11 protein-coding genes are annotated in these 13,581 nt (G+C 40.6%); 6 read left to right on the forward strand and 5 right to left on the reverse strand.

The features are described from left to right. Nucleotides 1-35 precede the first annotated feature (35 nt). A complete protein-coding gene (gene fucO / locus QP420_RS02460; RefSeq protein WP_029600499.1) occupies nt 36-1,187 on the forward strand; it encodes a lactaldehyde reductase in 1,152 nt (383 codons plus the stop codon). A 190-nt stretch (nt 1,188-1,377) separates the two neighbouring features. Here the strand turns inward: fucO and QP420_RS02465 are convergent, their stop codons facing one another. Then, on the reverse strand, nt 1,378-2,421 hold the full coding sequence (locus QP420_RS02465; protein WP_481616447.1) for a LacI family DNA-binding transcriptional regulator: 1,044 nt from the start codon (nt 2,419-2,421) through the stop codon (nt 1,378-1,380). A 491-nt stretch (nt 2,422-2,912) separates the two neighbouring features. Between QP420_RS02465 and QP420_RS02470 the strand changes: the two genes are divergently transcribed. The 5 genes from QP420_RS02470 to QP420_RS02490 all read left to right on the forward strand — a co-directional run bounded on the left by QP420_RS02470 (nt 2,913) and on the right by QP420_RS02490 (nt 8,403). Continuing rightward, a complete protein-coding gene (locus QP420_RS02470; protein ID WP_004130435.1) occupies nt 2,913-4,196 on the forward strand; it encodes an enolase C-terminal domain-like protein in 1,284 nt (427 codons plus the stop codon). Nucleotides 4,197-4,322: 126 nt separating this feature from the next. Continuing rightward, entirely contained in the window at nt 4,323-5,114 is a 792-nt protein-coding gene (locus tag QP420_RS02475) for an SDR family oxidoreductase (protein WP_481616448.1), read from the forward strand. A gap of 146 nt (nt 5,115-5,260) precedes the next feature. Beyond that, the gene (locus QP420_RS02480) at nt 5,261-6,547 is read left to right on the forward strand and encodes an MFS transporter (RefSeq protein WP_016635377.1); all 1,287 of its coding nucleotides are present in this window, start codon (nt 5,261-5,263) and stop codon (nt 6,545-6,547) included. A 52-nt stretch (nt 6,548-6,599) separates the two neighbouring features. Continuing rightward, nucleotides 6,600-7,373: an amidohydrolase family protein gene (locus QP420_RS02485; RefSeq protein WP_016800650.1), complete on the forward strand. Its 774-nt coding sequence runs from the start codon at nt 6,600-6,602 to the stop codon at nt 7,371-7,373. Between the two features lie 115 nt (nt 7,374-7,488). Continuing rightward, nucleotides 7,489-8,403 (forward strand): dihydrodipicolinate synthase family protein, encoded by a 915-nt coding sequence (locus tag QP420_RS02490; RefSeq protein WP_481616449.1) that lies wholly within the window; start codon nt 7,489-7,491, stop codon nt 8,401-8,403. 125 nt (nt 8,404-8,528) lie between these two features. Here QP420_RS02490 and QP420_RS02495 read toward each other — a convergent pair whose 3' ends face one another. The 4 genes from QP420_RS02495 to QP420_RS02510 all read right to left on the reverse strand — a co-directional run. After that, entirely contained in the window at nt 8,529-9,746 is a 1,218-nt protein-coding gene (locus tag QP420_RS02495) for an ATP-binding protein (RefSeq protein WP_481616450.1), read from the reverse strand. An 866-nt stretch (nt 9,747-10,612) separates the two neighbouring features. Continuing rightward, entirely contained in the window at nt 10,613-10,891 is a 279-nt protein-coding gene (locus QP420_RS02500) for a hypothetical protein (protein WP_481616451.1), read from the reverse strand. 512 nt (nt 10,892-11,403) lie between these two features. Next, nucleotides 11,404-12,873 (reverse strand): InlB B-repeat-containing protein, encoded by a 1,470-nt coding sequence (locus QP420_RS02505; RefSeq protein WP_481616452.1) that lies wholly within the window; start codon nt 12,871-12,873, stop codon nt 11,404-11,406. A gap of 211 nt (nt 12,874-13,084) precedes the next feature. Further along, a partial coding sequence (locus QP420_RS02510; RefSeq protein WP_481616453.1) for a SpaA isopeptide-forming pilin-related protein occupies nt 13,085-13,581 on the reverse strand: 497 nt, incomplete at its 5' end.

Genomic DNA, 13,581 nt, shown 5'->3' on the forward strand with positions numbered 1-13,581 from the left:
CATAAGCCAACAAGAAACTCAAAGGAGATTTTCGCATGGTGTATAGAATGATTTTCAATCAGACTGCTTACTTCGGTCGTGGAGCAATCAAAGAGATTCCAAACGTTGCTAAGGCACATGGCTTTAAAAAAGCATTCGTTGTAACAGATCCAGTTCTTGTAAAGACGGGAACCGTTAAAAGAGTTACCGACGTTCTAGAATCCGCTGGTCTTCCATACGAAGTATTTGACAACGTAAAGCCAAATCCACCTGTTGAATGCATTCAAGACGGTGTAGAAAAGTTCAAGGCATCTGGCGCAGACTTCCTTATTGGCCTCGGCGGCGGCTCTCCACAAGATACCTGCAAGGGCATTGGAATTATTGTAGCTAACCCAGAGTTTGGCGATGTTCTTTCTCTAGAAGGCGTTGCAGATACAAAGAATCCTTCTGTACCAATCTTTGGCGTACCAACAACCGCAGGAACCGCTTCCGAAACAACAATCAACTATGTTGTTACCGATACCGCAAAGCTTCGCAAGTTCGTTGCAGTAGATCCTCACGATATTCCAATCGTTGCATTCGTAGACCCAGATCTCACCGATTCCATGCCACGCTCGCTTAAGGTTGCAACTGGTTTGGACGCACTCACCCACGCAATCGAAGGTTTCATTACTCCAGGTGCATGGAGCCTTTCGGATTGCCTGTCTTTGCAAACAATTCGCATGATTGCACAAAACCTTGCAAAGAGCGCAGACGGAGACGTTCCAGCAGGCGAACAAATGGCTTACGCAAGCTACATAACTGGCATGGCATACTCCAACGTTGGTTTGGGCTTGGTTCACGGCATGGCTCACCCACTCGGCGGTCGCCTTGGCGTTGCTCATGGCGTTGCAAACGGAATTTTGCTTGCTCCTGTTATGGAATATAACAAGGATTACAGTGGCGAAAAGTATCGCGATATTGCTGCCGCATTCGACGTTCCAAACGCATACACCGACGACCTCGAAACCGTGCGTAATGCTGCTGTAAAGGCAGTTCACGACTTAACGGTTAAGCTTGGAAATCCTACTAAGATTAGCGAAGTTGGAGCTAGTGAGGCAGATATTGAAGGCTTAAGCCACGACGCTTTGGCAGATGTTTGCACTCCAGGAAACCCACGCAAGGCCACTTTGGAAGATATTCGCAAGATTTACACAAGCTTGATGTAGTCTATCTTGATGTAGTCTATGCGTAGTCTTCTAAAATAATAAATAAATACGCAATATTTAGAACAAACAATTTGTGGACGCAACCTATCTTGATTTACCTCTTGATTTAAGTTGCGTCCACATTTTATATGGTATTTATAGTGGTTATAAGCATAAGTCGCTAATAAATTACCTAATTAAAAACAATCACCTAATTAGAAACTGGCTGAGTGCTTTCTCTAATAACAACATGTGCAGGAAGAACCATTTGATTTTCGATTTTTCTTCCTTCTCTAATCGCAAGAATCATACTAACAGCATTTTTTGCCATAATATCAAAAGGCTGATTAACAGTTGTTAAAGACGGCATTAAATATTGCGCAGGATAAACATCGTCAAATCCTGCAACCGAAAGCTCCGTTCCTAATTTTATTTTTCGCTCTCTTGCTGCACGATAAACGTTTACAGCAGTAATATCGTTGCAAGCAAAAATCGCAGTTGGGCGCTTGTCTTTAGGTAAATCCAAAAGGTTGCAAGCCATTTTGTATCCAAGCTCAGGAAGATAATCTCCTTCTTTTACTAAGTCTTTATCCACACTCAAGCCAGCTTGTTCCATAGCCGCACTGTATCCAGCAAAGCGAGCAACACCAGACTGAACGTTTAATGGGCCTGTAATAACGCCAATTCGCTTATGTCCCAAACTAATCAAATGACGAGTAAGCTCGTAAGAGCCAGTCCAATTATCAATAGAAATCGTGTGATCGCTGCCGTTTCCAATAGAAACTGGGTCAATAATAATCAGCGGAATATTACGCATACGCAAAAAATCTTTATCTTTTTCGCTAAGATCCGACATTTGCGATATAACGCCCAAAGGATTTCTGTCTACGATTCCGCGCAAACACTCATCGCGCTTTTTGCCATTATCGGTTTGAGCAACTGTAAGCGCCAATCCTTCGCGCTGCGCCCAACGAGATGCATAAGTAATCATCTCAATGGTTCCATTATTCGCAACGTAATCCACCAGCAGCTCCACCGTTGGAGAAATTTTAGTGCTAACAAGAGAATAGTCGCGACCACTTTTAGACAAAACTTCTTCTACACGCCTTCTGGTTTCTTCCGATACTCCCGATCTACCATTGATTACCTTAGATATTGTAGACGGAGAAACACCAGCTTCTTTGGCCAATTCAGCAATCTTAGGCTTTGAAGATTCAGACTCTTCCGCTCGATTTACATCCATATTATTCGCCATATTTACTCCTTTCTTTATCCTCTTTCTTTATCCTCTTTATGCGCAATGCATTTTAGCTAAATCCTAATCTTAAAGAAAAATTCGTAGCCACTTTTAAGATTATCTACAATAATACAAGTTACCAGAAAAACTGAAAAATAGCATTATTGCTTGATTTATCAAGGTTGTTATAGATTACATAATACACTATTTCGCTTTTAACAGGCAAAAATCGCGAAAATTTCTTACGACACGCCGAATAATAAAATTATTTGCCATCAGTCGCAAGCAAAACGCGGACTAAATGTGCGATTTTCCTTATTAAAAAGCTCAATTTTTCAATCATGGAAAAATCAAAAATATGACATTTATCACATTGTGCGCATTCAGAAATATTCGCAAAAATCAATTTGCGAAAATTTCTAGCCATACTACAACATTTTTCTATCGTTTTGATATAGAATTACAAATGTAGGTCACAACGATGTAAAAGCAAAGGAGCATGAATCGTTATGAGTACAATCACATCAGTAAAAACCTATGATTTTAGATTCCCTACTTCGCAGACACTTTCTGGATCCGACGCAATGAACAAAGACCCAGATTATTCCTCCGCATACGTAGAAATCAAAACCAGCCTAGACGATGGCATTAAAGGCGTTGGATTTGTATTTACGATTGGCCGTGGAAACGATGTTGTTTGCGCAGCAATCGACTCCATGTCTCAAGTGCTTATTGGCAGAAACGTAGAAGAGTTACTAGACAACATGCGTCTTGCATGGGATCTTTTTGTTCACGACTCTCAGCTTCGCTGGTTAGGGCCAGAAAAAGGCGTAGAGCACATGGCAATTGGCGCTATTTTGAGCGCATTGTGGGATATTAAAGCAAAGCGAGCTGGAAAGCCATTGTGGCGCTTGCTTGCCGAGATGGATCCAAAGGAATTAGTCTCCACGCTTGACTTCCGCTACATGACCGACGCCTTAAGGCCAGAAGAAGCAATCGAATTCTTGCAAGATGGTCAAAAAGGCAAGGAAGAGCGAATTGCAGATCTGCTTGTAAACGGCTACCCAGGCTACTCCACTGCTGCAGGCTGGCTCGGTTACAGCGACGAGAAAATGGTTGCAATTGCTAAGGAAGAATCGCAAGTTAAGGGCTTTAAGCAAATTAAGCTTAAGGTTGGTCAAAATGTAGACGACGATTTAAGAAGACTCGCCCTTGCTCGCGAGGCAATTGGCCCAGACGTTCGTCTTGCAGTAGATGCAAACCAGGTTTGGGATGTTCCAACAGCAATCACTTGGATTAACCGCTTCCACGACTTCGACTTAGCTTGGGTAGAAGAGCCAACAAGCCCAGACGATGTTATTGGTCACGCAACAATTGCTCGCGCAATTAACCCAATACCTGTGGCAACTGGCGAGCAGATGCAAAGCCGAATCATGTTTAAGCAGTACTTGCAAGCGAACGCGTTTGGAATTATGCAAATCGACGCAACTCGAGTTGCAGGTCCACAAGAAGTTGTTCTCGAATACTTGCTTGCACGCAAGTTTAATAAGCCAGTTTGCCCTCACGCAGGCGGCGTTGGATTGTGCGAAGCCGTGTGCCACTTTGCAATGTTTGATTACGTTGCAGTTTCTGGCACAAAGGAAGGTCGCATGATTGAATACGTAGACAATCAGCACGAGCACTTTGTGCATCCAACACAAATCAAGAATGGCAATTATGTTGCACCAACTGCCCCAGGTAATGGCACTGAAATGACGCTGGAAACGGCTGAAAAGTACCTTTATCGCGGATAGTTATGCAATTGTGGCTAGCAGTTTACATTAAGCTGTTTATTTTAAATTGCTAGCCACTTTAAACAATCAAGATTCATAATTTAATAATCAAAAAGCAAACCACATCATTTAACAAAGGAGTTCATTATGGATTTGCATTTGGAAGGCAAAGTTTTCATCGTAACAGGTGGATTCAAGGGCATCGGTAAGGGCATTACGCTTCAGCTTGCACAAGAGGGCGCAATTCCAGTAGTTATTAACCGCGCAGACCCTGCAGAAGAAACATTCCGCAAGGATATTGAGCAGTACACAAAGAACTACGACGTTTATATTCTCGACTTAAACGATACAGACGAAATCGCTCCAATTATTGAAGAAACATACAAGAAGTATGGTCATATTGACGGCATTGTAAACAACGCTGGCGTTAACGACAACAAGGATTTGGAGTCCACTTCTTGGCGCGACTTCGAGAAGTCGATTCACGGAAACCTTACCCACTACTACGAGACTGTTCACGCTGCTGTAAAGTACTTAAAGGAAAGCCACGGCGCTGTTGTGAACATTTCTTCTAAGACTGCTCTAACAGGCCAGGGCAAGACCAGCGCCTACGCTGCTGCAAAGGGTGGAATCTTAGGCTTGACTCGCGAATGGGCTGCAGCACTTGTTCATGACCGCGTGCGCGTAAACGCGATTGTTGTCTCCGAATGCTGGACCCCACTGTATGCCGATTGGATTAAGACCTTTGGTGACGAAGCAGCTCAGCAGGCTCGTTTGAAGGTTATTACCGACAAGATTCCTCTGGAAAACCGCATGACTACCACGGAAGAAATTGGAAACGAAGCCGCATTCCTGCTTTCGGATAGGTCTTCGCACACCACTGGTCAGTGGGTGTTCGTTGATGGCGGATACGTGCATCTTGATCGCGCTTTGTCTTAAATTCCAAATGCAAATTTAAGATTCGGTGCAATTTAACTAGTCGATGGTGCGCAATGCAAAATGTGTGCTTGCGCACCATTGCACAATATTAATTAAGAACTATTAAAATCTTAAACTCTTTGAATTATTCTCACACGGGAGTGACGATGACTACAAAAGAAAACGACAACGTGGTTGTTAACAATAACAAAAGTAGCTCAAAAACTATAATTGCCATTGTATTGGTAACATCTTTGTTCTTCGTATGGGGTTTGACCATGAATTTGGTCAATGCTCTTAATTCCCCATTTGGACATTACTTAAATCTAAACAACACAGAAGCAGCGCTGCTTCAGGTTGCATACTTTGGCGCATACTTTGTAATGGCTATTCCTGCAGGTTTAATCGCAAAGCGCTTTGGGTACAAGGGCGGCGTAATTAGCGGTCTTGCACTCTTTGCAATCGGCGCATTTGCTGTAATTCCTGCAACCGCTACAGCAAGCTATGTTATGTTCCTTATAGCAATGTTTATTATTGCTCTTGGTGCTGCAACTTTGGAAACAAACTGCAACCCATACATTACAAAGCTTGGCGACGAAAAGGGCGAATCCTTTAGAATCAACATGGCACAAAGCTTTAACGGCGTTGGCAGCATTGTTGGCCCGCTTATTCTTGGCAACATTATTGGTAAAACCGTTAAGCAAGGCGAACCAGGATTTGAATTTGCTAAGTCGAAGTTCCTTAGCGATACTCGCATGATTTACATTGTTATTGGCATTGTTCTTATTGCGGTTATTGCAATCTTCTTCTGCTTTAAGCTTCCTACACCTCCAGGAGATGTTGAGGCAGATCAAGAAAACAAGGGAGATTCTTCATTCTTGCATCTTGTTAAGAAGCCATACTTTACACTTGGCGTTATTGCAGAATTTGTATTTGTAGGCCTTCAGGTTGTTGGAATGGCAATGTTCTCATCGTTTGCTCTTAAGCATTGGGGTGCTGGAGTAACAACTGGTATTGCGGCATCTATGCTTGCAATCGTTTCCTTAATGTTTACCCTTGGTCGCTTTATTACAACACCTCTTATGACAAAGTTTGATAGCGATAAGATTCTTGGAATCTACATGGTTCTGAGCGCATTGCTAATGTTTGTTGCATTCCTTGGACTCGGCAAGATTTCTGTAGTAGCCTACATTATCTCCTACCTGTTTGTGTCTATTGGCTTCCCAACCGTGTTCTCTCTTACCTTAAAGGGAATTCATGGCTCTGCAGCAAAGACTGGCTCTTCCGCCTTGATTATGAGCGTTGTTGGCGCAGCTATAATCCCACTATTCCTTGGATTTGTACAAGATTTTGCTGGCATTGAGGTTGCAGTGCTGCTCACCGTTCCAGGATTCTTGTATGTAGCTTGGTACGCATTGTGGGGTTCCAAGATTGGTCTTGTAGAAGCTAAGTGATTTGCAAAGAACTATAAAGTCTTTAGAAAGTCTTTAGAAAGGAAAGTTTATTATGTCTCAACTTCGTATTTTAGATTCCCACTTCCATATTTGGGATCCAACAAAGCAAGTCTTGCCTTGGCTAGATGGCTTAGACAAGCTAAACCACACCTTTACGTTAGAGCAGCTCGAAAAAGAGTATGCAGACTTGGGTGTTGACTTCCTCGGCGGCGTATACGTTGAGGTTGATGCTGCAGACCACGAGTTAGAAGATAGGCTTATTGGAGAAAATCCTAATCCTAAAATTCTTGCTAAAATGCTTAGAGTTACGTTGGATCCATTTATGCGCGTGCCAATTAACGCAACTGGCATTCGCGAGCCACTTCACATTCCAAGCGAGCCACGCGGCCGCTGCTTAGAGCCTTCGTTTATTGGCGGTCTTAAGGCAATGGCCAAGAAGGGTATGCCTTTTGAGCTTTGCAATCGTGGCGAAGAGCTTGGCGATATGGCTAAAGCCTTTGAGCAGGTTCCAGAAGTGACTGTTGTTCTAAACCATTTGGGCAATGTTCCAGGATTAGACGAGGATTCATGCGCTGCTTTGCGTGCGTTTGCAAAGCTTCCACACAGCTATATTAAGATTTCTGGAGATAATCCAGTAAATCCAGATATTGTTAAGTTTGTTAAAGACACCTTTAGCCCTGATCGCCTACTCTTTAGCTCTAATTGGCCAGTTGTTAAGTTGAATTCTTCGCTTAAGCAGCATCTTGACTTAATGGTTGAGCTTTTTGGCGACGACGAAGATTTCTTTATGAACAATGCAAAGAAGGCATATGGTATTAAACTGTAATTAATTATGTTATTTGAATAATCTATTTGAATAATCATTGCTTATGGGGTGTAAGATTTTGCCAGTTAAAGTCTTATGCCCCATAATTCAATAACAACAACTAAGGATGATTTTTATGACTACTTCTAACAGTGCAAAGCTTGATTTGCATGCTTTTAAAGGCGTGTTCTGCCCTTCTATAACAGTAAGCAAAGATGATGGAAGCATTGACTACGACTCATGGGCAAAGCACCTTGACCATCTTATTGATGCAGGAATTAATGGCATACTGATTTTTGGCAGCATCGGCGAATTTTATGCATATCCGCTTAGCGTAAAAAAGGAAGCAGCTAAATTTGCTATTGAGCATGTTAATCACAGAGTTCCTGTTCTTATAGGTGTTGGAAGCACTAATCTTAACGAGGTGCTTGACTTTACTAAGTTTGCGGAAAGTTGCGGCGCAGACGCTGTTGTAGCTGTATCCCCTTACTACTTTGGACCAACTGCCCCAACCGCAGAACGCTATTTTGGCCCTATTGCAAACGCAACCAACTTGCCTGTTATTCTTTACAACTTCCCTGCTAGAACTGGCAGCGATTTAACGCCAAGTTTAGTTGCAAGTCTTGCTAAAAAATACCCGAATATTGTTGGTATTAAAGACACGGTAGATACTATAAGCCACACTCGAGCAATGATTGAAGCCACTAGACGCGTAAACCCAGATTTTATTGTTTTCTCTGGATTTGACGAGTACTACACTCCTAACAGGATTGCAGGCGGAAATGGCGTTATTTGTGGACTTACAAATGTGGAGCCAGAAACTTTTGCAGCTTTGCATAAGGCGTATGAGGCTGGCGACTTTGCGCATCTTATTGAATGCGCTAAAAGAATCAGCCATTTGATGGCAGTTTACAACACTACCGACTTGTTCATTTCTGCGATTAAAGCTGCCGTAAATCTTAAGGGATTGCCAATTAGCATGCTTGTTCGCGAGCCTGCAAGTCAAGTTAATAGCGAGCAAGTCGAAGCAATTCGCGCTCTGCTTAAGTAACTAAGTCACTCATAATAAATCAAGAATAAAAAAAGAACGGCTTAAACTTAAAGTATATAAGCCGTTCTTTTTTGTATCCGTTTAACTACTTTTGAATAATATCTAAACTTTTCTATCTAATCTACTTACCTAAAGTCATAAGGTTGAGTACTAGAAGGCTGTGTGCGAGCTATAAAATCACCCATTCCTGGAACTGTAAACGCAACCATTCCTCGTTTAGAAGAATAAATCAACCCTAATTTTATAAGAGATTCTCTAATTACTGATAATTCTTTACTAGGTTTACCAATTGATTCAGCTAAAGAACTTGTAAGAACTGGCTCATCTCCAGCAAGATTTGACATAGCAATCAAATAATTCCTTGCACATTCAGTTGCTCGCTGCCATCTAGCGGCATAAAGACCATCGTCAAGCTTCTGCCTTGCTTTAACTTGGCCAGCTATAACAGAATTCAAAGTTATAGGATTTGAATCAGACTCATTCCATGCAGCCTCACCATAAGACTGTATAAAATAAGGGTAGCCGCCAGAAAGTGCTACCAGACGTTTTAAAGCTTTGGAATCAAATGTTACTCCCTCACTTTCTGCAGGAATCTGAAAAGCTTTAATAGTAGATTCCTCATTTAACTTATCTATTCCACGGTATTCAAACAATCTTTCTGCATAAGATCTCGACTTACTTAAAACACCAGGAAGGTTAGGTAAACCAGCACCAATAATGTAAAAAGGAAGAGATAATTGACCTAACTTATGCTGTATGGAAATAAGAACTCCAAGTAAATCTGAGTCCATTTCTTGCAACTCATCTATAAACAAGAAAAATCCAGATTTAAGCTCTTTGAGTTTTCTTGATAAATTTGTAATAAGAAGCTCAAGTCTTAAAGAATCATTTTCCTGCTCTTCTACTTTCTTACTTTCAAATTTTGCAGAAACACCCAAGGCACTAACTGACACACTGCTAACAGATGAAATTACTTCAGAAATACGAGACTTAAGATTCGTGTTATGCATATCGAATTCAGAAACAGCAAGACTAATTGCTCTAAAAAGTCTTCCATAATCATCTTCAATAATTCCACTTGATTCTATACGAGCAGTTAACATGCCATTGTTTGAAGCGTACTCATCGAGAGTTACAAGCAAAGCAGTTTTGCCAACGCCTCTTAAACCGCTAAATATTATTCCTCTATCAACACGTTGCAAAACAGTTCTTGCAACTAGAGTTTTAAAAATCCTTATATCATCTTCTCTACCCGCAAGCTCTGGAGGTTTGCATCCTGCACCTGGAGTGAACGGATTTTTAATATGCAAAGACAAATCTTTAATATTCATTTCTATAATCACCCCTTTTAAAAGAATTATCTAAACTTTTCTATCTAATCTAAGTATATCTAAACGTATCTAAGTATATCTAATTATATCTAACTATATCTATATAAATCTAATATAGTCAACATTAATCTAACGGTATCTATTCCCCAGAATTTAATCCAAAAACTAAATTTTTACCATGTTAGCATGTGGATCTCTTAAATAAAAATCGTTGAGGCTTAGGTTTTACTCCCAAACCACAACGATTTCGCAAAGATTATTACTCTTTTCGCACAGGAAAAAATCTCGTCTGAAAAAACTATATATGTAATATTTTCTACAGTTCTATAAATAGGACAATAAGACCCATCCGTAAGTTTCCAACTATCATCGAGTTTTTCTACAAGAGGATTCAACTTAGTAATTCGATTATCAGAAAATTCACTTTCACCATAGTGTACTATTTTATAACCTTCAGGAGCTTTTATTTCTGGAAAAACAACATTTGTAATTTTAACATTATTAGGAAATGTATTACTCCAAAAGTATACAATCTTTATCCATTGTCGCCTAGAAAAACGTTGTAAATAAGGCTTCTCGACGGTCTGAAGAAAAAGAAAAATGCAAACGATAATCTGGCGGTGAATTGATGCTAAATTTTTTCTTTTTTATGAGTGTTTTTTGAATTCAAGGGTGTACATATTCAAGGGTGTGTATATCAAAAGTAAGGGGTGTTTTGTTTTTGGTATGGGTTGTGTATGGGCTTCTAGAGTGATGTGTTAAAAACTACTTTTATTTTAAGAAAAAGATTTTGGCTTATAAACCGGTTTTAACAGTAGGGAAACACGTCAGTTGTTTACTGACGTGCTCTCATTGTTAGATTGTGTACTTTCTTTTAATTAACGTTTTGCTTCACTTTTACTCCCGTCCAGGAATGTAAATTCTATTTTTCCATCGTTGTAAATAGTTAGATAGTCAACCATGCTAATCCAAACGTTTTTATCAAATTCTACTAGCATCTCTTGTTTTTCCAAAGTTTCGATAAAATATTCAACCTCATCACGTCTTGCTTGCTTGTCAACAATAATAGTTTTGACTTCTTTAAGCCTTGCTTCTACGGTATTAAACCCGTTCACTAGACTCGTATATTTTTTCTCATACTCATCCTGGTCCTGCAATTTTCGTGCGTTTTCATTGATACAGTTATTGACCTTGTCAGCTACGATGTTGAGTTATTCTTCAAGTTTCAGTTGTTCACTTTCAAGACTTGAAGTATCAAAAACAGTTTTTACCATCTCTTTATGAGTTGCGATTATTTCTTGCTTATCTTTAACAATCATATTTACGCCTTTAATAAACAGCGTTTGAATCTCATCTTCTTTTAAGCGTGGAGTGGCGCAGTGTTCTTCAAACTTGTGACTACACTGCCAGATTCTGGTTCGATACTTATCGGTCGAATGCCATGTTAATGAAACCTTAGCCTTGAACTCTGAAACTATTTATAGGAATCCTGAAACTTTAACCTTGGAACTCTGAAACCTTAGCTTGGAGCATCATACTATTTATTATTGAGAATAAGAAAGCTTACATCTCAAATAACACTTAAAAAATAGCATACAAAAAGATGGCTCTAACATATCGCTAGAGCCATCTTCTAATAACCAATACTCGTTACTTAAAACAAGCGTGCTTACTTATTGTTTTCTTCCATCATTTTCTTCTTACGAAGAATTGCAAGTCCGGCAATCGAGAAACCAAGTGCTGCAAGCAAGCCTGCAAACGACGCCGATTCACCCGTCTTAGGAATCATGCCAATACGCTTTTCAGGCTGCGGCTTAGGAGCTGTCGTCGGTGTTGGAGCCGGTGTCGGTGTCGATGTCGGAGTTGGCGTCGGAGTTGGCGTCGGAGTTGGAGTCGGTGTCGGAGTCGGTGTCGGAGTTGGAGTCGGAGTCGGAGTCGGAGTCGGTGTCGGCGTCGATGCAGAATCTTTCGTGTAAATGGCATACACAGTCATATCACCATTAACTACGCTTTCTCCCGTAAACGTCTCACCCTTACCATTTTCCTTCGTATTCCACTCCTTGAAGGTATAACCGTCCTTCGTTGGATCCTTCGGCATGGACTCATTAGTCAACACATCAGTATTAATAGCCTTACCAGTTTCCACTTTCACTTTTGCATGAGTCTTATCGCCATCCTTGAAAGTAATTGTTCTTTGAATCCGCTTCCACTGAGCGACGTATGTTACGTCACGAGTTACCTTATTCGCAACGGTAGGAGTCCAGCCTGTAAAAACATAATCTGTTCTGCTTGGAGCGGTTCCCTCAAAAGCAGGAGTATCGGAACCCGAAGCAGCTTTGTAAACCTGATCGGTAAAAATTGCTTCGTTGTCAACGCCATCAGTATAAGTTATCGTGTATTCTCTTACAAAGCTTACTTCTATAGTGTGAGGCGATTTTACAGCCTTGAATTCATATGAACCCGAAGCTGTATGTTCGACGGTCTGTTCTACTCCGTCTATCTTCAGCGAAGCTATTATGTATCCTTTGTTGGCTGTAAAATTGTATTTCTGATTTTCTCCGTATGTGACTTCTGTCTTTCCGGCAGGAGTTATCGATCCGCCTTCACCGGCAGTTGCCGTGATAGTAGGATTAAGGTTTGCATAGACCTTATAAATTCGCTTAATTAATGTTGATTCTCCTATAGTCCCCGTTCTGTTTACGGAAATCACATTTCCCGATGTATAAGGAATGCTCTTGTTGTTGTGATCTTTTGAAAATGAATAGAAAACACCTTTGTAATTTCCGTAGTCCTTGTCTTTTAAAAACTGCTCGTACGTCCAATTCTTAAAAACCCAACCTTCTTTTGCAGCGGCAGTGTACTCCCTTACGCCTGTAAGCTGAGGGTCAACTCCACCCGAATTTTTGTGAGTGATAGTTATCGCGGCTGCAGGCGAGCCGTTATCGTCTTTTACAGAATAAACATGCAGCTCTGCGTCTTTTATATACGGTTCCTGCATGTCTATTTCCGTATATTTGTCGGCTTGCTTAGATGCTACCGCATCGCCACCAGCAAATGCCTGCGTAGTTCCAGCTACTACGCCAAACGCTACTACTGTTGCCATCAATAGACCCAGTGTCTTTTTTACTAATGTTCTCATATTTTCCTCCTTATAAATCTAATAATGTTCTTTTTATTGTTTTGAAAAATTGCATAAAAATAGGCAGAAACACATACCTATCCATCAGGTATATATTTCTGCCAATTAAAAAATTCTACGTGAAAATAGACAGAGTTATGCTGTCTGTCTGTTTGTCTGTCAAGGATTTTGTCAGTCTTTTCATGGCTTGCCAACCTTTTATGCTAAGACGTTATTCACAAGCCTTCATTTTTTTGTAAAGTACTCCAAGACCAGCTAAAGATAGCCCCAACGCAGAAAGAAATGCGCCAAGAGAGCTGGATTCACCAGTCTTAGGTAATGTTGATGGTGGTGTTGGAACTTCTTTCAGTTTGTCTACCATCACTATCGTGTTTCCTGTTACAGCTACACCTTTCACTATTGCTTTTCCATTTTTTACTTCAAATGTTATTGCTGTCGCTACTTGATATTTAGCTGGTGCAGATGTTTCTGTGAATGTGTACTTCCCGTCTTTTAATTCAAACTCTGTTACCGTTCCATCTGTTACCCATTTTTTGACTAAGCTTCCATCTGCTTTTGTCAATTGGATAGTTGCGCCCTTAAGATCTTCTCCATTCTCTGTTAATGCTTTCTTAGAAAACTTAACTTTTGTTGGTGTTGGAACTTCTTTCAGTTTGTCTACCATCACTATCGTGTTTCCTGTTACAGCTACACCTTTCACTATTGCTT

This window comes from Bifidobacterium sp. UMB1197, from assembly GCF_030217745.1.
Taxonomy (GTDB): domain Bacteria; phylum Actinomycetota; class Actinomycetes; order Actinomycetales; family Bifidobacteriaceae; genus Bifidobacterium; species Bifidobacterium vaginale_B.

Coding starts and splice junctions, on each gene's coding strand:
- fucO (WP_029600499.1), top strand. CDS start 36: ATGGTGTATAGAATGATTTTCAATCAGACTGCTTACTTCGGTCGTGGA.
- QP420_RS02480 (WP_016635377.1), top strand. CDS start 5,261: ATGACTACAAAAGAAAACGACAACGTGGTTGTTAACAATAACAAAAGT.
- QP420_RS02465 (WP_481616447.1), bottom strand. CDS start 2,421: ATGGCGAATAATATGGATGTAAATCGAGCGGAAGAGTCTGAATCTTCA.
- QP420_RS02490 (WP_481616449.1), top strand. CDS start 7,489: ATGACTACTTCTAACAGTGCAAAGCTTGATTTGCATGCTTTTAAAGGC.
- QP420_RS02505 (WP_481616452.1), bottom strand. CDS start 12,873: ATGAGAACATTAGTAAAAAAGACACTGGGTCTATTGATGGCAACAGTA.
- QP420_RS02475 (WP_481616448.1), top strand. CDS start 4,323: ATGGATTTGCATTTGGAAGGCAAAGTTTTCATCGTAACAGGTGGATTC.
- QP420_RS02485 (WP_016800650.1), top strand. CDS start 6,600: ATGTCTCAACTTCGTATTTTAGATTCCCACTTCCATATTTGGGATCCA.
- QP420_RS02470 (WP_004130435.1), top strand. CDS start 2,913: ATGAGTACAATCACATCAGTAAAAACCTATGATTTTAGATTCCCTACT.